We start from the raw sequence: 21,462 nt of genomic DNA, 5'->3' as shown, positions 1-21,462 counted from the left end.
AATGATTTCTCTTGGTTTGATACCTCTCTTCCCGTTGTTGGGATGCATTATCCTCGGTGCTATCGCCGTCATTTCTTCGGGTAGCAAGAAGGGACCTGCTGAAGGTTTCGTTGGAACGCTCGCAGTCCTCTTCCCGGCACTCTCCTTTGCGGGTGTTGCTCTCCTTTCGCTCAACATGCCGGAAGGCGGCGTCCGTGAAATGCTCTGCAACTGGATCGACATCCCGATGTTCCGCGTGGATATCGGATTCCTGTTCGATGGTCTTTCCCGCATCATGCTCCTGTTCGTGACAGGCATCGGCTCCCTCATCGCTCTCTACTCGATCGGTTACATGCACGGCGACCGCGGCTTTGCCCGTTACTTCGCCTACATCAACCTCTTCTTGTTCAGTATGATCGTGCTCGTGCTCTCGGACAACTTGCTCCTCACGTTCCTCGGTTGGGAAGGCGTGGGCCTCTGCTCCTACCTCCTCATCGGTTTCTGGAACAAGGATATCAAGAACTGCCATGCCGCTAACAAGGCTTTCATCGTGAACCGCGTGGGCGATATCGGCTTCTTGCTCGGTATGCTCTGCCTCGTGACAATCGGTGGCTCTGCTATCCTCAACTACGATGTGCTTACGAACTTCATCAGCATGGTCATCAGCGGTAACCACGTTGACCTGGTTATCCCGGTTCTCTCTATCGCTGGTATCCTCTTCTTCATCGGTTGCACGGGTAAGTCTGCTCAGATTCCGCTCCTTACCTGGCTTCCGGATGCTATGGCGGGTCCGACTCCGGTTTCTGCCTTGATCCATGCCGCAACGATGGTGACTTCTGGTGTCTACTTGCTCGCCCGTCTCGGCAGCATGTTTGCCCTCCTCCCGGTGGTGCTCGACATTATCGTGGTGGTCGGTATGCTCACTGCTTTCTGGGCTGCTGTTGCAGGTCTTTTCCAGAACGACATCAAGAAGGTGCTTGCTTACTCTACCATTAGCCAGCTCGGTTACATGTTCATGGCTTCTGGTGTTTGCGCCTTTGACGCTTCTATCTTCCACGTGTTTACGCACGCCTTCTTCAAGGCTGCACTCTTCCTAGGCGCTGGTGCCGTGATTCACGCTCTCTCGGGCGAACAGGACATGCGCAAGATGGGTGGCCTTTTGAAGAAGACTCCGGTGACTGCCTGCGTGATGATCTTTGCGTTCCTCGCGATTGTCGGCTTCCCGGGCTTCTCCGGTTTCTGGTCTAAGGACCTGATTCTCGAAAAGATTTTCATGAGTGGCACGATGGGCCAGGCTGTTTACGTCGTGGGCCTCATTACGGCTGTGATTACCGCTGTCTACATGGGTCGCCTCATTATCCTTACGTTCTTCGGTAGCTACCGCGGTTCCAAGGAAAGTGAAGAACACATCCACGAAGCTCCGGCTGTCATGCTCATCCCGATGGTGATTCTCGCTTTCGGTGCCGTGTTTGCCGGTTACCTTTGGGCTGATTCCATCGGCATCAAGTTCTTTGCTGAAACGCTCGCTCCGGTCGTTGGCGCCGCCCAGGCTTACAACACTCCGGCTGTGGTTACTCACGTGAATCCGGTGGTCTTTGCCGCTCTCGGTACGGTGGCAGCACTTCTCGGTATGTTCATCGCTTACAAGATTTACGCTAACGCCCGTATCCCGGCTGCTAAGGGTAGCTCCGCTCCTGAAGGTGGCAAGGCTACATGGACGTTCCTGTTCGATTCCATCCACAAGTACGTAGGCATCATCCCGGTCAACGTGCTTGCATGGATCTGCGATGTCGTTGTCGACAAGATTCTCGCGGCAGCCCAGTGGACGATTGGTGCAATCGCAACGATTCTCGGTGACGGCGCCGCCTCGTTCCAGGTGCGCAAGGTTCGCCTCCAGATTGCCCTTAGCATTCTTGGGCTGGTGGCGTTGTTGGCTATTGTTATTTTGACTGGAGGTACTCTCTAATGCTGTTACATCTCCTTGTCCTCGCTCCGTTCGTTGCCGCCATCCTCATGGTGATGACGTCCAAGGAAGACTCCAAGTCTTCTTCCCGCCTTGCCATTTTGATGGGCATCGGCTTTACCGCCATGTCTGTCGCCTTGATCGCAGGCGGTAGCGTTTCGACGGATGCTATTGAATGGTTCCAGATTCCTGGTTGCAAGGGACCTGTCTACTACTACCTCACGAGTCACGGACTTGCCTCCTGGATGGTGTTCCTCTCCAGCGGTCTTTCTCTCGTGTCCTTGATTTCTGCTCGTGGAATTACTAGCAGAAGCTATCGCAACTTCGCTATCGGCATCTTCTCCTTGATGGGCGCCATGAACGGCACCTTCCTTGCGGCTGATGCAGTGCTCTTCTTCTTCTTCTTCGAAGCTATGGTGATTCCGGCTGCGGTTCTCATCGCTGGTTTCGGTGGCAAGGACAGAATGAAGGCTGCGATGACGTTTGCGATTTACACGTTGATCGGTTCTGCTCCGATGATGGTCGCTCTCTGGTACATCTTGACGATTGCCGATAACTCGACGCTCATCTCGCTCGCTGTTGCTGTCCAGGGCCTCCCGGAAGGAACCCAGAACGTGCTTCTCGTGTGCTTCCTCTTGGCATTCCTCGTGAAGACTCCGATTTTCCCGTTCCACGGCTGGCAGGCGATCACTTACGCCGAAGCTCCGGCTCCGCTCTCTGCAATCCTCACGGGTGCAATGAGTAAGGCTGGCGTGTTTGGCTTTATCGTCTGGATCCTCCCGATTTTCCCGCTTTCGATGAACGCTGTCTCTGGCTTGATGTGGCTTGGCCTCTTCACTGCTGTTTATGGCGCTCTCATGGCTCTCCGCGCAACGGATGGCAAGAAGCTCCTCGCATTCAGCTCCATGGGCCATTTGGGTCTCGCTGTGGCTGGCGTGTTCAGCCTCTCCGAAGCTATGCTTCCGGCTGTGCTCGTGTTGCTCGTCGCTCACGGCATTTCGGCTGGCGCTCAGTTCTACCTCATGGGTATTGCAGAACGCATGGCGGGTACGCGCGAACTTGATCAGCTTGGCGGTCTTTCTTCCAAGAATCCGGTGTTCTCGACGCTCTTTGGCTTTGCCGGCGTGATGGCTCTCGCTGTTCCTGGTACGGCAGGCTTTGTCGGTGAATTCTCCGTGCTCCTCGCTTTGTGGGACATGGGCCCGCTCCCGGCTCTCGTGGCAGGTTTCACCTTGATTCTCTCCGCTGCATATATGCTCCGCTTCATCCAGAAGGTTATTTTCGGTAAGCAGGCTCGTGATTACGAAGAAGGCCGTCGCACGATGCCGCTCGAAGGCGTTAGCATCGCCGTGATGCTCTTGCTCCTCCTCGTGTTCGGTTTCCACCCGGCATACGTGACGGATACCCTCAACGAAGCTGACGTGAACGAAGATCCGGCTGCAGTCCAGGTGCTGAACAGCGCTGCTCTCAATAACGGCGAAGCTCCGATGACAGCCGAAGAAATCCACCAGCTGGATTCGACGCTTGCCGCAGCCGGCTTCAAGGATGACGAACGCGCTTCGATCATCGCTCAGATGAAGGGCGACGCTTCCGCTGATGCAAAATCTGAAAAATCTGTGAAGGAGGCTTCCGATGCTAAGTAATCTTGTTTATCTCTTGCCGGTGATCTTCGTGGTCTTGGGCGGCATGGTGGCTCTCGCTGCTGAACCGTTCTTGCGCGACGAAAACAAGCACAAGGTTCTTCCTTGGGTGGCTGCTTTCTTCATTGCTCTTAGCGTTGCCGCTTTGTACTACGCAAAGACAGAAGCTCTCTTGAACCTTTACGCGATGGACCCAGTTCGCCGCGTGCTTTGCGCTGCAATCCTCCTTTGCGGTTTCCTCGGTATTTCGGGCCTCCAGTGGACTCTTGGTCGTGAACAGTTCAAGGGCGGTGAAGCTTATGGCCTCATGATGCTTGCTACTAGCGGTGCCATGCTCATGACTCAGGCTATCGACTTTGTGGCCTTGTTCATTGCTATGGAACTCACGAGCTTCCCGATTTACGCTCTCGTGGGCATCCGTCGTAAGGATGTGAATGCAAACGAAGGTGTGTTCAAGTACTTCGTTTCGGGTGCTGTTTTCAGTGCCATCTTCCTCTACGGTGTTTCGCTGATTTACGGTGCAACGGGCTCGACGCATTTCTGCGGTCACGTGCTCGAAGGCCGTATGGCAATCTACAGCGTTGGTATGCTCTTTGTGATAGCAGGCCTCCTCTTCAAGGCTGGCGCTGCTCCGCTCCACTTCTGGGTGGCTGATGTCTATACGGGCGCCTCTGTCGCCGTGACGGGCTTTATGGCCGCTGTCGTGAAGGTCGGTGCTCTTGCCGCTCTCGGTACGGTCTGGGTAAGCGTTCTCGTGACGCGCTCCGGTGCCGAAGCGGTATGGAACCTCGCCGAAAAGGTGACTATCGCAAATCCGTCCAAGCCGCTCTTCTACGTGGTCTTGGTTGTTGCAATCCTCTCCATGGTGATTGGTGCATTTAGCGGCCTTGCTCAGAAGTCTGTGCGTCGCATCTTGGCATTCTCTGCCGTGATGAACGCTGGCTTTATCGTGATTGGTCTCTTGGTCCCGAATTACCTCGGCAAGGGCGAAATCCAGATGGGCCCGATGTTCTACTTCCTCATCACTTATGCGATTGCCTCTGCGGGAGCCTTGACGGGCATTGCCTACATGTCGGGCAAGGATGATTGCAAGGAAAATCTCGAAGACCTCCAGGGTGCAGGCCGTCGCCGTCCGTTTGTGGCTCTTGGCGTTGCCGTGTGCCTTGCTTCGCTTGCTGGCCTCCCGCCGGTTGCAGGTTTCCTTGCCAAGTTCACGCTGTTCACCGAAGCTTTCAATGCTGACCTCGGCTGGCTTGCCGCTATCGGCTTTGGCCTCTCCTTGGTGGCTGCAGTTTACTACCTCCGCATTGCCTACGTGCTCTTTGCCCCGGCAAAGGACGACAAGTGCTGCGGTGGTGATCATATCTGCTGCAAGGCAAACTACGCATACGTTTACTTGCTCCGCTTTGCTGTTGCCGTGTCCGCAATCGCACTCCTCGTGATTAGCGCTCGCCCGGCACTTGCTTTGATTGGCTAGTAAAACTTGTCATCCTGAGCGAAGCGCAATGCGCGGAGTCGAAGGATCTAACGAATTAAAAAACGTCCCGGCTGAAAAAGTCGGGATGTTTTTTTTGTATTTTGTTCTTGAAGAGGAACTAAATATGATTTGTCCGAAATGTGGTGAAAAGTACGAAGATGATATGCCTCGTTGCCTTTGGTGCGATGCTCCGAATCCGGATCATGCTGCTGTTATGGAACGTTTGAGGGCTGAAGAAAAAGCGGAACAGTTTACTTTACATGATAATTGGGAGGAACTAAAAGAAACTTCGGTAACGGCTTTTCATGAAATAAAAAATGCTTTGAATGAGAAGCCGTCAATAGTCCTTACAGAAGATTTTAAAGAAAAGTCAATGGAAGCAATGCCGAAAAAAAGAATTTCATTGACATTAGTGCTTAAGGAAATTCCGAAAATTTTGGTGTATGTCCTTATTGTTTTGCCTAATGTTGTCTTTTTGAATTTTTGGCTTGCAAAATTTTTTCAAACAGCATTCCCGTCCAATCCAATGCTTGGCTTTTTTGGAGCGGCATTACTATCTATTGCTCTTTGGTTAATTATAGTATTGCTATTTGTGAAAAAAAGATCTGATTTATATATCCGCATTTTAGTGTGGGTTAGCGAGTTTATGGTTGGTTTTACTGCTTTTGAAATAGTTAGGAAAATTTCAAATATGGTTTAAATGGTTTTGCTTGTATTTTTTTATTTTTCCAAGCGCAAAAAAAGGAATTATTATGGATAAGATTTATCGTTCTGGTATTGGTTTTGACGTTCACAAGCTGGTGGAAGGTCGTAAGTGCATTATCGGTGGTGTTGATATCCCGTACGAAAAGGGCTTGCTCGGCCACAGCGATGCGGATGTGCTTTTGCATGCGATTAGCGATGCTTTGCTCGGGGCTGCGGGTCTTGGCGACATCGGCACGTACTTCCCGGATACGGATCCGGCGTTCAAGGGCGCTGACAGCCTGGAACTTTTGCGCAAGGTCGGCGAAGAAGTCAAGAAGGCGGGCTACGAAATCATCAACATCGATAGCATCGTGATGTGCGAACGCCCGAAGGTAAACCCGCACAAGGAACAGATGAAGGCAAATATCGCTCGCGTGCTCGGTCTGGATGTGAAGCAGATTGGCATCAAGGGGACGACGACGGAAAAACTCGGCTTTACGGGTCGCGGCGAAGGCATTGCCAGCCAAGCTGTTGCGATGGTGCGCAGTCTGTAATTTTACTCAAGCCCTCGATTCCGCTCAGGATGACACGAGTGTATTCCCGACTAGGTTTTATTCCTGGTCGGGCTTTTTTTGTCCGTAATATATTTTGTATATTATAGCTTATAGGTAATTTGGCAGGAGTGTTTATGCACCAAAAGTTTTATACTGCGGTAGCCATGGGGGTTGCTGTTCTGGCTCAAGTTTCGTTCGCGGCGTGGAATGGCTCGGCGAAGGTGCCGAAAGTTGTGACCGAGAATGGTCAAAAATTTTATGAAATCACATCCCCTGAAGAATTGATTGGCTTCCTGGATTCTGTGACTACTGCGAATACGGGCAAAGAGAATATCAAGGCTTATTTGAAAAATGATATTGTTTTTGGTGCCGATACATCCAAGCTTAGTGATAAAAGATGGAAAAATCGCGATCGAGAAGAATATTTTGTAGGCGATTTCGATGGCCGTGGGCATACGGTCTATGGCGTAAATGCAGAACATGCTTTGTTTGGCTTGGTCGGCACGAGTGCGGGTTCTGTTCACGATTTTAATGTGGCGAATAGCTCGTTCGGTAGTGATTCGGCGGTGTCTGCAGCTGCGATTGCGGAACATTTGCATGCCCGCATCTGGAACGTGAATGTTTATAATACGGATGTCCGGGCGCTTTATTATGCGGGTGGCATTGCGGCCTACATGTCGAGCGTTTCTGAAGATGACGGACGTTATGCCATGATTCTCAATAGCAATGTTGTTGGCGGTTCTGTTAGTGCAAATGGTTACGTGGGCGGTATTGCAGGTTTTGCTGCAGGGCGAATCTTGGGCAGTACTAATTCAGCTCGTGTTTACTTTGCGAATGATTCGCTGAAAGAGAATGACCCTAATAGCGATGTCTACATTGGCGGTATTGCAGGTTACTCTAAAACGGGTCGTGGTACGGCTATCGCAAGTTGCGTCAACCATGGCGATGTTGAAATTGAATCTCCGTATATGCAGACATATGCGGGTGGCATTGCGGGCTCTGTTCTTGGAAACATGGAAAATCTCCAGAACTATGGAAAAGTTACGGCTAAGGTGCTCTTTGCATCAGATACTGCAAAATCTTTTTGGTCTTCGATTGCTGTTGTCGGTGGCATTGCGGGGGCGCACTTGCTGCATGTGGATCAGTCTAGCGACAATCGCGATTTCTTGAATGCAGGGAATGTGCTTGGTGTTCTTGACAACAGGATTGAAAAGGGCAAACTCATGGTCGGCGGTATTGTGGGCGAGTCCGATAAGGCGAGCCTGACGAATGCGCTTAATCGTGGCTCTGTTACGGCTTATGGCTTTGGCAAGTTGACCGAAACGTATGTTGGCGGTAATATCGGTTGGACCGAATTGCATGTTTACTCGAATGGCTTGACTAAACTCAGAAATCGCGGTGACGTCTATGGTAGTGGAACGTTCCGTACGCATGTGGGCGGTGTCGTCGGTTCGATGGAAGGCCCCTTCTTGAAAGAACCGGGATTGCGTCAGTCGTTTAACTATGGTGATGTAACGGGTGTTGTTGCCGATACGTCGAGTGAATCCGAAGCTTTGAACGTGGGCGGTATTACCGGATACTGCAATGCTGTCGTGATTAGCGATGTCTACAACCGTGGAAAACTTTTGGCGGAGGGCAAGCTTTCTTATGGCGATAGCTATGTTGGCGGAATCTTAGGACTCAGCCGTTATCCGTCTGCTTATGTGGCAAATGCGTATAGCGCATCTCCGAGTCTTAAGGGCGATTCTGTGGGCGGTGTCGTTGGTTATGCTCTTGATATCGATGCTCCGCGTAATACTTATTTCGACAAGACTCTTGTTGGCGTTAAGGCGGCGGGCAAAAATTACAATGAAAAACTAGATTATCCGGAGAGCGAAAAGAAAACTTCTGAATTGCAAAGCGATGAGATGCTTGTGCTTTTGAATACGGAAGCGGGCGCCGTTGCGGACCGCAAATTGTGGGTGCGCCGTGGCGGGTATCCGGTGCTTTCGTTTGATAGCTTGTACAAAAATGATTCGATTTACTTTGATGTACAACAATATGCGTTCCCGACATCGAAGGTTGTAGATGATACTGTCGTTTACACGATTTCAACGGCGGAAGAACTCACGACATTGCTTGAGGCGGGTACGTCTTTTGGCTACAAGAAGTTCAAGGTCCAGTTATCAAACGATATTGTGATGGGGGCGGATTCTGTGCACCTTTCGATGCGCAAGACCTCTATCGATACGAGCGGTCGTTGCTTTAAGATGAATTTTGATGGTCAGAATCACACGATTTATGGACTCAACATGACGCGTGCGATGTTCTTCTGCGTGGATACGAATTCGATTGTTGAAAACTTGACGATTGCGAATAGCCGTTTTGAAAACGATTATGGAACATCTGCGGCTGCGGTTGCAATTAAGAATGGCGGTTGCATTAGGAACGTGACGGTCCGCAATAGCCTTGTGCGTGGCGGAGAATCTGTCGGTGGAATCGTGGCTTACAATCAGGGCATGTCGTATGGAGTTCTGATGAATTCCAAGAACGAGAACACGACAGTCATGTCTACGAATATTGCAGGTGGTATCGCAGGCGAATCTTATGGCGTGCTACAGAATTTGAACAATTCGGGTAGAGTTTACGGACGCGTTGCTGGCGGTATTGTGGGCTATGCTTATAAGGTCTTAAATAGCGATCCGGCGTATGTTGGTAAAAATACCAATACGGGCATGGTTCTTGTTTCCGGGGAAAGTTCTGTTTCGGGTGGCGGCATTGCAGGTTACTCGCATAAGGCGACGGTAAGCAGCGTGTTCAATACGGGCTTGGTGGAAGGAGCTTCTGTGGCGGGGATCCTCTCTGTGGGTGGTATTATCGGTAGCCATGATTCGACGAGGGTTACGGATAGCGGTAACTGGGGACGCGTGCATGCGCTTTCTGGAAAGACGGTTTACGCCGGTGGTATAGAAGGTCGTGCTTACGGGTATATCTATTACGTTCCGGCTCAGAAGATATATTCTGTGACGACTTCAGTGTCCAATTTGTTTAACTACGGTCCGGTAACGGTGAAGGCGGCTGCTGAGGAGGCTTATGCTGGCGGTATTGTCGGTAAGAGCAAGGGTGTTGTCTTGCAGACCGTTTATAATAGGGGCGGAGTTAAGAACGAGTCTCCGAAATCGGTAACGGGCGGGTTTATTGCTACAATGGATACTTCGATTATTTCGAATGCGTATTCGTATGTGGATGTTTTGTCGGGGGATAAAGTTGCCAATGTGGCTTATGAAGTGACGGGCTCCAACGACTTGTCTGATATTTTCTATGGCGCAAATTTTGCGGATTATCAGGCTTTGGGGGCTGTGGCAGAAAATGCAATTCGTCGTGACACTTTGATTAAGGCGCTGAACTTTGAAAAGATGAAGTTTGCGTCAATTTCGCAGGAATCCTCGAGATACTTGTCGGCCCCGTGGGTGGATAACGGATGTTTGCCGGTATTTGCTTACGATACGACTTCGGCTTGTGCAGAATCGGTGGTGAAGGATTCTTTTGGCGATTCGGATGTGCCGTATGTTGTGGGCTATAAGGAAACGGTTGTGCTTGCTGAGGCGGGCTCGGGTAGTGGCGAAGGTCCCGTGGCGATTCCGACTCCGGTGATGGCGAAGGTTGCTCCGTTGAATGTCCAGGTGGTTGCCCGTGACATTGCGGTTTCTGGTCTTTCTGAAAATCGACCGGTGCTCGTGATGGATATGCAGGGGCGCTTGGTGAAGTCCGTCCGTGCGCATGGTCCGTCGGTGAATGTTGCAGTCCCGAGGGCAGGCCGATACATCGTCCGCTGCGGCTCGCTTGTGCATGTTGTGAGCGTGCATTAGTAGAGGAAAAAGACTTTGTCGCTCTGGAGGGTGTTTTACACCTTCTATGCTCTAAGTTCTACCAACTAACAACTAATAACTGCGGTTCCGCCGCTCATTGCTCGTTGTCCCCGGTTCAACACGACCGGGGCTCTCTTGTTTTTTGACCGCGAATTTTACATTGCTTTTTCTATATTTTACATCGTCTTTATATACTTTACATTTGTTTTACAAATAACAATTCACCGCCATGAGTCCGAACTAGCTGAACGGCAGCGACGATGATCCGGTAGTGGCGCAACATAGGAATAAAACTATATGGCCTGGATGGCTCTTAAAATGTTGGGTTGCTTGGCTCTCCTCATGTTCGGCATGAAGTCGATGAGCGAAGCCTTGCAGAAAATGGCTGGTCCGCAGCTGAGACATGTTCTCGGCACGATGACCACGAACCGTTTTACGGGTATGCTCACCGGTATGTTTGTGACTGCCTCTGTGCAGAGTTCGACCGCCACCACGTTGATGACGGTCTCTTTTGTAAATGCGGGGCTTTTAACGCTCATGCAGGCGATTTCGATTATTCTCGGTGCCCACATCGGTACGACCGTGACTGCATGGATCATGAGCCTTGGATTCTCGTTCAACATCGCAAACTTTGTCTACCCGGCGTTTTTCATCGGCATTATCCTTGTGTACATGAACAAGAAACGCGTTGTGGGCGATTTCCTGTTCGGTGTTGGATTCCTCTTTTTGGGCCTTACGACACTTAAGGAAACTGGCTTTGCTGTGGTGCAGGACCCGGCGGCAAGCGCTTCGATCAGTGCTTTCTTTGCCCGCTTTAGCGATCCGAACTTCTTCAATTCGTTGTTCTTCCTTGTGATGGGTACGGTGCTTACGCTTTGCGTGCAGTCTTCCGCTGCTATCATGGCCATTACGATGATTCTTTGCTCAACCGGCGTTTTGCATATTGACCAGGGCATTATGCTTGTGCTTGGCGAAAACATCGGTACGACGATTACGGCAAACATTGTGGCACTCTCGGCCAATACGCAGGCCCGCCGTGCCGCTCTCGCTCACTTCACGATTAACGTTATCGGTGTGATTTGGGTGGTGATTGTGCTCAAGTGGTTCCTCGGCGCCGTTTGCCATGTGGTCGGCTTTGATCTTGGCATCCGTCCGGGCGACGAAGGCTATGCCGCTAACCTCGCGAAGATTTCCGTGGTGCTCGCCACGTTCCACTCCGCATTCAACGTCTCTAACACGTTCCTCCAGATTTGGTTCATCAAGTACATCGAAAAGTTCGTGTGCCGCGTGATCAAACCGAAGAATTCCGATGAAGAAGAAGACTCCCGCTTGCACTTCATTAGCTCTGGCTTGATGGGTACGCCTGAACTTTCGCTCCTCGAAGCCCGCAAGGAAATCAGCTTGTTTGCCGTGCGTACGCAGAAGATGTTCCACTTTGTGCCGGACCTTTTGGCCATGAAGAACGAGAACGATTTTGTGAAGCTCTTCGCCCGCATCGAAAAGTACGAAGGCATCAGCGACAACATGGAAATCGAAATTGGCGATTACCTGAACAAGGTGGGCGAGGGCCGCTTGAGCCCGGAAAGTAAGACCGCTTTGCAGTGCATGCTTAAGGAAATTTCTGAAATCGAGAGCATGGGCGACGCTTGCTACAACATGGCTCGTGCTATCAATCGCAAGTTCAGGTGCAAGGGCGAATTTACGCAAGACCAGCTCGAACACATCAAGCATTTGATGCAACTCTGCGACAACGCTATGACGCACATGATCGGCGTTTTGAACGATGTCCCGCAAATCGATGTGAACCGCACGCTGAATTTCGAGAACGAAATCAACGATTACCGCAAGCTCCTCAAGGAAAAGAACGTGGCGGATATTGAATCGCAGAAGTACAGCTACCAGATTGGAGTTCATTACATGGATATCGTGAACGACTGCGAAAAGCTGGGCGACTACATTGTGAACGTGGTCGAAGCCCACGCCAACAGAAGACTCTCTGTGTAATTGCGCTAGGTCCTCACCTTCGTGAGGATGACGAAGATGATTATCATGCCGGCCTTAGTGCCGGCTTTTTCGTTGTCATGTCCGGCCTCGACTGGGCGTCTTCCGTTTGTAAAATCTGTGTAAAGTGTAAATAAAACCTTTGCGAAGTCTTTGCTTTTGCCATTGCATTCCTTCGATGGACTTTTTATCTTGATATTTGCTAAAATCGTATATTTTAGGTATGATATACATTGTAGAAGACGATCTTGAAATCCGCGAAATGGAAGCCTATGCACTTAGGAGCAGTGGCTTTGAAGTTAGTGCATTCGATTGTGCTAAAAAGCTGGATGAAGAGGTCAAAGTCTGCGTTCCGGATTTGTTCATTTTGGACATTATGCTCCCCGGCGAAGACGGTCTTAGCATTTTAAAGCGTCTCCGTGCTCAGGAAAGCACTAGGAACGTCCCGGTCATCATGCTGACGGCCAAGGGCTCCGAGCTGGACAAGGTCAAGGGCCTTGATTTGGGGGCCGATGACTATATTGCAAAACCCTTTGGCATTTTGGAGTTTGTTTCGCGTGTCAAGGCGTTGCTCCGTCGATCGAGTATAAATCTTGAAGCCGAAGAATCGAAAGTTATTTCGCTGGATGGCGTTACGCTCGATGAGGCAAAACACACCGTGGTGGCTGGCGGCGACAATGTGGAATTGACGTACAAGGAATACGAACTTCTGAAATTGCTCTTGTCGCACCCGGGGGTTGTCTATTCAAGGCAACAGATTTTGGAAAAAATCTGGGGTATCGATTTCAAGATGGACACGCGGACCGTCGATATGCACATTAAGACGCTCCGACAAAAACTGGGCGAGCAAGGGTCAATCATTCAAACTATACGTAACGTCGGGTATAAAGCGCAATGAAAGACCGTATACGATACAGCTTGATTTATATGGGTGTCATTGCCGCCCTCTTGGCTGTATTTTTTACGGTGCGAGTCTTCGAAGACGAAATGGCGGACCAGCTCAAGGTCCACTTGCGTGAAAACCTGCGGTTGATCGAAACTGCCTACATTGACGAATCGCTCGAAAGCAAACCGCAAAATTTGGCACGGTTTGCTAGTGCCGACTTGCGAATCACGTTGATCGATTCGACCGGTAAAATCATTTACGATAGCGATGCGAAAGCCGCCGAAATGGAAAACCATTACAATCGCGAAGAAGTATTCGATGCGATGGAAAAGGGCTTTGGCGAAGACCTCCGCTATTCTTCTACCTTGCAGGCCAAGGCGTTTTATTTTGCAAAGCGACTGAAAGACGGCAATGTCTTGCGCTTGGGGATGCGTCAGGCGAATTTGCAGCAAGCCTATTCAAAGACGATGCCTTACCTGATTGCCTTGTTTGCGGCGGTTGTCGCGGCGGCGATTCTGATTGCGATTGGGCTTAGCCGTGCGTTTATCAGCCCGCTTCGGAAGCTCGTGGACCAGTTAGGCACTCCCGAATGGATGAATATCGAGAACGTGTACAAGGAAATTGAGCCGCTCGTCAATACTATCCGCAAGCAGGATCTCGAATTGCAATTGACGATTGAGCAGCTTTCGAACGAAAAGCAGAAAATCTCGCACTTGAAGGATGAGTTTACTGCGAACGCTTCGCACGAACTGAAGACTCCGCTGACCTCCATTTCGGGCTATGCGGAACTGATTGAAAGCGGCATGGCGAAACCCGAAGACGTCAAGATTTTTGCAGGCAAGATTCACAAGGAAGCGAAACGCCTCCAGTCGATTGCCAACGATATCATTACACTTTCCAAGCTCAATGACCGTGAAAGCGAACCTTTGGACCTCAACGAAGAAATCAACCTTTGGAATCTGGCTCAGAGCTGTATCGAAGGCTTGATGCTGAATGCGAACAAGAAAAATATCCAGCTTTCGCTTGACGGCAACCGCAATTCCGAAATTACAGGAAATTCGAAATTGCTTTTCGAAATGATTTTCAACTTGGTGGACAACTCCATCCGCTACACGGAACAAGGCGGAAAGGTCGTTGTCGTCGTTGAAGAAAACGCCATTGTCGTGAAAGATACGGGCATTGGAATTCCTGAAGAATGCCAGTCCCGCATATTCGAACGGTTCTACCGCGTGGACAAGAGCCGTTCCAAGGAAACTGGCGGCACGGGCCTTGGACTCTCCATTGTCAAGCACATTGCCGAAGTCCATCATGCTGCAATACATCTGAAATCGACTGTCGGATTCGGCACCGAAGTCAGAATTGATTTTAAATCTTCTAAAACAACTAAGGTCGTATGATACTCGCTATTTTAAAAATGATAGGTTGCCTTGCTCTCCTCATGTTCGGCATGAAGACGATGAGTGAAGGCTTGCAGAAACTTACCGGTGGACACCTCCGTACTGTTCTTGGGACTATGACAAAGCATCGCGTGGGCGGACTTTTGACCGGTACGTTCGTGACCGCCGCCGTGCAGTCTTCGACGGCAACGACTGTGATGACCGTGAGCTTTGTGAACGCGGGACTCTTGACGCTGAAACAGGCTATCCCCGTGATTATGGGCGCAAACATCGGTACGACAGCGACCGCGTGGATCATGTCGATTTTCGGATTCCAGTTCAACATGAGCAGCGTTGTTTGGCCGTTCTTTGGGCTTGGAATCGTGCTCACGTATGTCCGCAAAAATAGCGTGAAGAGCTTTGGTGAATTTGTTTTCGGTTTTGCCTTTATGTTCCTCGGCCTTACGACGCTCCGCGAAAACGCCGTGGCGATGGATTTGTCGCACAACCAGGCGATTATCGACTTCTTTGCCTCGACGGGTGGCTGGGGCATTTTCAGTACGCTTTTGTTCCTCTTGCTCGGCGGCATCCTCACGATGTGCGTGCAGTCTTCGGCAGCCATCATGGCCATTACGCTTATCCTTTGCAGTAGCGGCGTGCTCCCGATTTACCAGGGCATTGCACTTGTGATGGGTGAAAACATCGGTACGACGGTGACTTCGAACTTGGCGGCTCTTTCGGCAAGTACGCAGGCTAGGCGCGCGGCTTTGGCTCACATGCTCTTTAACGTGTTCGGCGTGGTGTGGATTCTCATTGTATTTAACCCGTTCGTGAATATGGTTTGCCATGTGGTTGGCTTCGATCCGACATTTGTGCCGCAAACTCAAGAAGAAATCGCCCAGGCGAGCGTTCGTGTGACGTATGCGCTTTCCGGATTCCATACGGCATTCAACCTTTGCAACGTGCTCCTTTTGATTTGGTTCATCAAGCCGATGGAAAAGCTCATCTGCAAGATTATCAAGGACAAGGAAGACGGCGAAGATTTCCGCATCAAGTTTATCAGCGGTGGCCTCATGAGTACGGCCGAACTTTCGCTCTTTGAAGCTCGCAAGGAAATTAATGTTTTTGCAGAACGCACCCTTGAAATGTTCCGATTCTTGCCGGACCTCCTCAAGATGAAAAATGAAGAGGACTTTGTAAAGCTGTTTGCCCGCATCGAAAAGTACGAAGGTATCAGCGACAGATTTGAAATTGAAATTGGTGAATACTTGAACAAGGTCAGCGGCGGTCGCTTGAGTATCGAAAGTAAGACGATGTTGCAGTGCATGCAGAAGGAAATATCTGAAATCGAAAGTATCGGCGATGCTTGCTACAACATGGCTCGCGCCATCAACCGCAAGTTCCATCTTGAGGAAGATTTTACCGAGGAACAGTACAGCCGCATAGAAAACATGATGAAACTTTGCGACCAGGCGCTGGTGCAGATGGTGGATGTTATCGAGGACAAGCCGCATACGAAGGCTTCGAATACGATGACGCTTGAATTTGAAATCAACGATTACCGCAAGATGCTCAAGGACTTGAATATCGAAGATATCAATGCGCAGCGCTACAGCTACCAGATTGGCGTGCATTACATGGATGTGGTGAACGACTGCGAAAAGCTGGGGGACTACGTGGTGAATGTCGTCGAAGCGCACGTGAACCACAGATTGCTCGGAAAGTAATCGGAATGGAGCCGCAGGGAATGCGGCTCTTTCAATATTTTTATATTTGCAATTTAGTAGGTGACCTTGGCCCTTTTAGGGGCGAAAAATGGAGGGCTATATGAAAAAAATCATGGCGTTGGCTTTTGCCTTGTTCTTTGCGGTAGCAAATGCCGCTGAAACTTACGTAGCTTCGGAAAAGATCACGCAACAGGTTCTGTCAGGGGAACTTACCCAGACCGTGTATGCTGGCGATGAAATTAAGCCGATTACGATTCTATATGAAAATACTGGCCTTGCCGAAGATGCTGTACCAGAATATTCATCGACGAACTTTTTGGAAAATTTTGGCTTGTCGAAAAGGTGGATTAAGGGGCCCGCTTGTGAAATTGCGGGAGAGATGAGGGATGATATTTCCGCTGGTACGTACACTGCTTTTATCGTCGTCAAAGACGCTGATGGCAAGTTCGCCAAGACTGAGTTCAAGTTCACTGTGCTGGAAAAAGAAGAAACGTTATCTTTAAAATGGAATAAAAGTAGCGGTGACGTGAATCAGGAAGTCACTGCGGGTAAGTCTATTACACCTATCGTTTTCGATTACGAGGGATTAACAAGTTATAGCGTGAGTGGACTCCCGTCTGGACTTGTAAAGAATATTGATGAAAAAAAACATAAAATCATGATTGTCGGCTCTGTAAATAGCGATGTAATGTCTGGTGATTATGAATACAAAGTCACTGTTAAGAACGACCAAGGCGATGAAAAGAGCTTGTCGGGAACGATTGTTGTGAAAAGTGGCAAGGCTCGCACATCAATAAAACTTGTTAGTGAAAAAGCAAGACAGGAAGTCCTGGCGGGCAATGAGATTGAGCCTGTCGTGTTCGAGTTTGCAAATGTTCATGTCGATGAAAGTTTATCTTCATTTAAGTTCGAAGGATCGTTAAAAGGATCGTTTGCGCGTAGTGTAGAAGAAAATAAGCTCACGTACAGTGGAACTGTCGATGAGAATTTGAAGGGTGGATTATACACGATAAGAGTTATTGCAATTGGTGAAAATAACAATGATACCGCTTTTGCAAACGTTGATGTGATTCATAAGTCTGTCGTGACGAGTGTATCTGTTGTTGAAAATGAAACGCAGACGGTGACCGCCGGCGATTCGATCGAGCCGATTGTTTTCAAGGTAGAACATGGCTCTAATCTTGAGCTTACGAATTTCCCGGGTGGTTACGGGCTTAAAAAAGATGGTAATACGGTGACTATTACAGGGCTGGTTGAAGAAAATGCTAAGGGTCCGTATGAAGTTGTGCTTACAGTCACTGGTGCCGACAACAATGCGAGTGCAAAGGCGACAATTAATGTCACTCCTGTGGAACTGAAGTTTGAACTTGTCGAAGGTAGTGATGACCAAACGGTTGTTGCCGGTGAAGCGATTACCCCGATTGTTTATCAATATGACCACATGCTTTCTGCGAAAGGGAGCGGCATTCCCGAAGATTTGAAAGTGGAACAAGATAAAGAAAAAAAGCAAGTTAAGATTTATGGAACTGTGAAATCTGGAATGGCTGCCAAAGAATATGTTTATACGTTTGAAATAACGGATGTCCATTCAGAAAAAACGACTGTAAGCGGTAAAATTAACGTTTTGGCATCGACCGATAATTCCTCGAGCTCTGTGGTTTCCTCTTCAAGTTCTGCAAAGTCTAGCAGCTCTGTCGAAGAATCTAGTTCCAGTGTGAAGTCTTCAAGCTCTAGCAAAAAGGATGATAAATCGTCCTCCAGCTCGGTTAAGTCTAGCGATTCGATGTCTTCGTCTAGTTCAGCAAAGACTCAGTCTTCTAGCTCCGGCAAGAATGACAAGTCCTCTTCGAGTTCCGCGAAGTCTTCGTCTAGCTCTGCAAAGTCCAGCTCTAGCGAAAAGGCCGAATCCTCTTCGAGCGAAAAGACTACTAAGATTGTGACTGTGGCGATGAACAGCGTGAAGTTTGGCTATGCAAACAATGCGCTGACGATTGCGGTGCCCACATCTTCGATGGTGCGTGTGCAAGTGTTCGACTTGACCGGTCATCTGGTCGAAACGTTTGCAGAATCTGTGAATGGCGCAAAGAGCATTAGTCTCGCTCATTTGAACAAGGGTAATTACCTTGTACGAGTCGAAAGCAACAGCATGGTTCGTATCGCAAGAATCGCTGTGAAGTAAAGACTTGGCAATGCAAAAAAGGCTCCGCAGTGGCGGAGCCTTTTTACATGCGAGACTTGGACTGGATTCTTCGCGGCTATTCGCTGCTCAGAATGACGTAGAAGCCGAGAGTAGCGAGAATGCTTGCATTCTCATTACCGAGGCGCCCCAGTCAAGCCTTGAAAAGGAATGACGCCGAAGCTTCAAACGAGACTACGGGCGTGCGGCGAGCTCTTCGGGAGATCTCATAAGAATATCCCAGTCGCCACGCTTGATGATTTTATAGGCATAGCCCTGTTCCGTGAGGAACAGCTGGCGGTTCATGGCGAATTCCTGTTCCTTGGAATCCTGCGTCACGATGCTGTAGAAGTGGGCGGCGCCGCCGTCGCTCTTCGGGCGCAATACACGGCCGAGGCGCTGGGCTTCTTCCTGACGGCTACCGAACGTACCCGAAATTTGGATAAGTACGTTGGCGTCCGGCAAGTCGATAGCGAAGTTACCGACCTTCGAGACCATGAGGTTCTTCTGCGCGCCCGAACGGAAGGCTCCGTAAAGCTTTTCGCGTTCCTTGTTCGGCGTCTTGCCGGTAATCAGCGGAATCTGCAAGTCTTCGGAGAGCGCTTCGAGCTGGTCGATGTACTGGCCGATGATGAGTACGCGGTCATCCGGCTTGCTGAAGTACTTGAGCAAGCGTTCGACAATGTCCGTCTTTTCGGGGTTCGTGCTCGCGAGCGTGATCTTGTCGCGCACCGGAGCAAGAGCGTACTTCATCTTGAGTTCCGGATCCATCGGGATGCGGATTTCGTTACAGTCAGCGGTGGCAATCCAGCCTTGGGCTTCCAAAATGCGCCAAGGAATGTCGAACTTTTTCGGTCCGATTAAGCTAAACACTTCAGTTTCCTTGTGGTCTTCACGGACGAGCGTTGCCGTAAGGCCCAAGCGGCGAGTGGCCTGCATTTCGGTACTCAAGCGGAACACCGGAGCCGGGAGCAAGTGGACTTCGTCGTAAATCATGAGGCCCCACTTTTCCTGGCTAAAGAGCGGGAAGTTGGCGAGTTCCTTCTTGACCTCTTCTTCGGTCATTTCCGGTTCCTTGCCTTCCTTGTTTTCGTCGCCCTTCTTGGCGCGCTTGCGTTGCGTCAAAATCTGGTAAGTGGCAACCGTCACTGGACCGATTTCCTTGACTTCACCGGAGTATTCCTTGACCTGGTCGAGCGTGAGGTTTGTCTTGTCGCAGATTTCGCGGATCCACTGGCGGGAAGACGAAATGTTCGGAGTCAAAATCAAAGTTTTAGTTTGTACCAAAGCCATCGTGGCAAGGCCAATCACAGTCTTACCGGAACCGCAGGGGAGAACGATCACACCGGAACCGCCCTTTTCGCTACCGCTTGCGTAGAACACCTGTGCGGCGTCCTTCTGGTAATCGCGGAGCTTGAACGGCTTGCCGGAAACGGTTGTTTCGCGGAGCTGGATGGGGAGCGGGTCGCCAACGGTATAACCAGCCAAGTCTTCGACCGGGAAACCTGCGTTGGTAAGGACCATCTTCAAGTGACCACGGCGTTCCGGGTCAACAACGACGTGCGTGTCGTCAATGTGCTCGATAATAAAAGGTTCAACGTCCTTGAGCTTGCAAATTTCAAGGAACATTAATTTATCATCAGATTCCATCAACAAGCGGTCGTCTTCTTTTTTCAAACGAAGTAAACCGTAACGAGCCATGTAGTCTTCGATTTCGGTCACGACGGTCGGCGGCACGGGGTAACGGCTCTGGCTGTCCAAGCGTTCGAGGACTTCGGGAGCGCGCAGGCCTGTTGCGGCGGCGTTCCACAAGCTCAAATGAGAAATCTTATAAGTGTGCAGATGCTCCGGGCTTTTGACAAGCTCCGTAAAAGGGGCGATTGCATCACGTGCGGTGGTGTAGTTAGGATTATCGACCTCGACCATAATTTCGAGGTTACTTTGTACAATGATTGCGCCATTCGGATTCATAGAGCGACAAATTTAGTTATTTAGGGCGCATTTCGCAAGACTCGCATTTTTGCTGAAAATCTTACAAAAAGGCTCTGGTATATAAAAGGAGATTCCCTCCCCATACGCGGATCATGACTACTAAGCAGCAGAGCTGCAAGTAGTCAAAGAGCTCGGAGGAGGGAATGACATGAAAAAAACTCCCCGGACTTGTGTCCGAGGAGTCTTTCGAGCCGCCCAGCAGATTTGAACTGCCGACCTGCTGATTACGAATCAGCTGCTCTACCAGCTGAGCTAGAGCGGCGAGCGAAGACAAAGATAGTAAAACAATGATTTCTTGTCAAGATTTACTGACAACCTTTATTTTTTTTTCTATGATTGGTCTACGAGAAAATTTTAAACATGGAAGCTTAACATATGGCTAACGAATCTAATAACAATAATTCTGAACTTAAAGCGTTCTTTGTCAACCATGGCACCAAGATCGCTGTAGCGTTTGTCGTCCTCTTCGCAATTATTGCTGGCATTGTCCAGTATAAGGAAGCTCGCAAGGTCGCTGCTGCCGAACAGAGCGAACTTATCGGCGTGGGTCTTACCTATCTCTATGCGAACGAAAAGGATAGCGCTCTCGTGGAATTCGAAGGCAAGATTGCTTCTGGCAAGCTTGAAGGTCTTGCTCTCGCTAAGGCATCCCTCCTCGCTGGTAACATCAAGTTTGAAAAGAAGGACTTTGATGGTGCTGCTCTCCTCTTCCAGAATGCTCTTGACAACGCTGGTTCCGTGGCTCTCGTCCGTTCGGCTGCCATGCACGGTCTTGCCGCTGTGAAGATGGAAAAGGGTGACTTCTCCGCTGCTGCAAACTTCCTCGAAAAGTACATTGCTGAATACGGCAAGCGCACCGGCGACAAGGAAGACCGCTATCAGAAGGACGAACCGGCTGACGAGGTCCCGATGGTTGCAGATGCCATGTGGAAGCTCACTCTCGTGTACCAGCAGCTTGGTGCAAGCGACAAGGCTAAGGCTACTGCCGAACGTCTCCTCCAGATTTATGGCGACAACCGCGCTTTTGCTGACAAGGCTCGCAAGTTCCTCGCCGCTCTCTAATCGCTGATTTTTGAAAAATTTAAGTCCGTCTCCTTATTGGGGACGGATTTTTTTTATGGTTTTAGATTCCTTAAAAATCAATTTACAAACGGGCGCG

Annotated in this window: 13 protein-coding genes and 1 tRNA gene; 12 read left to right on the top strand and 2 right to left on the bottom strand. The window is 49.8% G+C overall.

Going from position 1 to position 21,462, the window contains the following annotated elements; all coding sequences use genetic code 11:
• Window position 1 precedes the first annotated feature (1 nt).
• From nuoL to BUC30_RS02495, 11 genes are all read left to right on the top strand, one after another.
• Window positions 2–1,945 (top strand): NADH-quinone oxidoreductase subunit L, encoded by a 1,944-nt coding sequence (gene nuoL, locus BUC30_RS02545; protein WP_073423382.1) that lies wholly within the window; start codon window positions 2–4, stop codon window positions 1,943–1,945.
• The gene (locus BUC30_RS02540; protein WP_073423381.1) at window positions 1,945–3,585 is read left to right on the top strand and encodes a complex I subunit 4 family protein; all 1,641 of its coding nucleotides are present in this window, start codon (window positions 1,945–1,947) and stop codon (window positions 3,583–3,585) included. The genes nuoL and BUC30_RS02540 overlap by 1 nt, the downstream gene beginning before the upstream one ends.
• Window positions 3,575–5,059, top strand: a complete 1,485-nt coding sequence (locus tag BUC30_RS02535) for an NADH-quinone oxidoreductase subunit N (protein WP_073423380.1) — start codon at window positions 3,575–3,577, stop codon at window positions 5,057–5,059. The genes BUC30_RS02540 and BUC30_RS02535 overlap by 11 nt, the downstream gene beginning before the upstream one ends.
• 28 nt (window positions 5,060–5,087) lie before the next feature.
• Window positions 5,088–5,759: a hypothetical protein gene (locus tag BUC30_RS02530; RefSeq protein WP_073423379.1), complete on the top strand. Its 672-nt coding sequence runs from the start codon at window positions 5,088–5,090 to the stop codon at window positions 5,757–5,759.
• Window positions 5,760–5,811: 52 nt separating this feature from the next.
• Window positions 5,812–6,297, top strand: a complete 486-nt coding sequence (gene ispF, locus BUC30_RS02525; protein WP_073423378.1) for a 2-C-methyl-D-erythritol 2,4-cyclodiphosphate synthase — start codon at window positions 5,812–5,814, stop codon at window positions 6,295–6,297.
• Window positions 6,298–6,431: 134 nt separating this feature from the next.
• Window positions 6,432–10,145 carry a peptidase A26 gene (locus BUC30_RS02520; RefSeq protein WP_073423377.1) on the top strand — a complete coding sequence of 1,238 codons (3,714 nt, stop codon included), beginning with the start codon at window positions 6,432–6,434 and terminating at the stop codon, window positions 10,143–10,145.
• Window positions 10,146–10,442: 297 nt separating this feature from the next.
• On the top strand, window positions 10,443–12,149 hold the full coding sequence (locus tag BUC30_RS02515) for a Na/Pi cotransporter family protein (RefSeq protein WP_073423376.1): 1,707 nt from the start codon (window positions 10,443–10,445) through the stop codon (window positions 12,147–12,149).
• Window positions 12,150–12,369: 220 nt separating this feature from the next.
• Window positions 12,370–13,044: a winged helix-turn-helix domain-containing protein gene (locus BUC30_RS02510; RefSeq protein ID WP_072827532.1), complete on the top strand. Its 675-nt coding sequence runs from the start codon at window positions 12,370–12,372 to the stop codon at window positions 13,042–13,044.
• Window positions 13,041–14,429 (top strand): sensor histidine kinase, encoded by a 1,389-nt coding sequence (locus BUC30_RS02505; RefSeq protein ID WP_073423375.1) that lies wholly within the window; start codon window positions 13,041–13,043, stop codon window positions 14,427–14,429. The genes BUC30_RS02510 and BUC30_RS02505 overlap by 4 nt, the downstream gene beginning before the upstream one ends.
• Window positions 14,426–16,135 (top strand): Na/Pi cotransporter family protein, encoded by a 1,710-nt coding sequence (locus tag BUC30_RS02500; RefSeq protein ID WP_073423374.1) that lies wholly within the window; start codon window positions 14,426–14,428, stop codon window positions 16,133–16,135. The genes BUC30_RS02505 and BUC30_RS02500 overlap by 4 nt, the downstream gene beginning before the upstream one ends.
• Before the next feature lie 100 nt (window positions 16,136–16,235).
• A complete protein-coding gene (locus tag BUC30_RS02495; RefSeq protein ID WP_244536451.1) occupies window positions 16,236–18,314 on the top strand; it encodes a T9SS type A sorting domain-containing protein in 2,079 nt (692 codons plus the stop codon).
• 192 nt (window positions 18,315–18,506) lie between these two features.
• Here BUC30_RS02495 and BUC30_RS02490 read toward each other — a convergent pair whose 3' ends face one another.
• Both BUC30_RS02490 and BUC30_RS02485 read right to left on the bottom strand, forming a co-directional pair.
• Window positions 18,507–20,282, bottom strand: coding sequence for a DNA repair helicase XPB (locus BUC30_RS02490; RefSeq protein ID WP_073423373.1), 1,776 nt, complete (start codon window positions 20,280–20,282; stop codon window positions 18,507–18,509).
• A gap of 210 nt (window positions 20,283–20,492) precedes the next feature.
• Window positions 20,493–20,565, bottom strand: a tRNA-Thr gene (locus BUC30_RS02485).
• A gap of 113 nt (window positions 20,566–20,678) precedes the next feature.
• Between BUC30_RS02485 and BUC30_RS02480 the strand changes: the two genes are divergently transcribed.
• Complete coding sequence (locus BUC30_RS02480; protein ID WP_073423372.1) at window positions 20,679–21,365, top strand: tetratricopeptide repeat protein; 687 nt, start codon at window positions 20,679–20,681, stop codon at window positions 21,363–21,365.
• Window positions 21,366–21,462 lie beyond the last annotated feature (97 nt).

This window comes from Fibrobacter sp. UWB7, from assembly GCF_900142945.1.
Taxonomy (GTDB): domain Bacteria; phylum Fibrobacterota; class Fibrobacteria; order Fibrobacterales; family Fibrobacteraceae; genus Fibrobacter.
Note: the sequence above shows the minus strand (reverse complement) of the source record. Positions and strands in the feature narration are given on the sequence as shown.

What these genes read in the sequence shown, in the direction of transcription:
- BUC30_RS02480 (WP_073423372.1), top strand. Translation starts at nt 20,679, where the DNA reads ATGGCTAACGAATCTAATAACAATAATTCTGAACTTAAAGCGTTCTTT.
- BUC30_RS02515 (WP_073423376.1), top strand. Translation starts at nt 10,443, where the DNA reads ATGGCCTGGATGGCTCTTAAAATGTTGGGTTGCTTGGCTCTCCTCATG.
- BUC30_RS02490 (WP_073423373.1), bottom strand. Translation starts at nt 20,282, where the DNA reads ATGAATCCGAATGGCGCAATCATTGTACAAAGTAACCTCGAAATTATG.
- BUC30_RS02520 (WP_073423377.1), top strand. Translation starts at nt 6,432, where the DNA reads ATGCACCAAAAGTTTTATACTGCGGTAGCCATGGGGGTTGCTGTTCTG.
- ispF (WP_073423378.1), top strand. Translation starts at nt 5,812, where the DNA reads ATGGATAAGATTTATCGTTCTGGTATTGGTTTTGACGTTCACAAGCTG.
- BUC30_RS02505 (WP_073423375.1), top strand. Translation starts at nt 13,041, where the DNA reads ATGAAAGACCGTATACGATACAGCTTGATTTATATGGGTGTCATTGCC.
- BUC30_RS02540 (WP_073423381.1), top strand. Translation starts at nt 1,945, where the DNA reads ATGCTGTTACATCTCCTTGTCCTCGCTCCGTTCGTTGCCGCCATCCTC.
- BUC30_RS02500 (WP_073423374.1), top strand. Translation starts at nt 14,426, where the DNA reads ATGATACTCGCTATTTTAAAAATGATAGGTTGCCTTGCTCTCCTCATG.
- nuoL (WP_073423382.1), top strand. Translation starts at nt 2, where the DNA reads ATGATTTCTCTTGGTTTGATACCTCTCTTCCCGTTGTTGGGATGCATT.
- BUC30_RS02530 (WP_073423379.1), top strand. Translation starts at nt 5,088, where the DNA reads ATGCGCGGAGTCGAAGGATCTAACGAATTAAAAAACGTCCCGGCTGAA.
- BUC30_RS02535 (WP_073423380.1), top strand. Translation starts at nt 3,575, where the DNA reads ATGCTAAGTAATCTTGTTTATCTCTTGCCGGTGATCTTCGTGGTCTTG.
- BUC30_RS02495 (WP_244536451.1), top strand. Translation starts at nt 16,236, where the DNA reads ATGAAAAAAATCATGGCGTTGGCTTTTGCCTTGTTCTTTGCGGTAGCA.
- BUC30_RS02510 (WP_072827532.1), top strand. Translation starts at nt 12,370, where the DNA reads ATGATATACATTGTAGAAGACGATCTTGAAATCCGCGAAATGGAAGCC.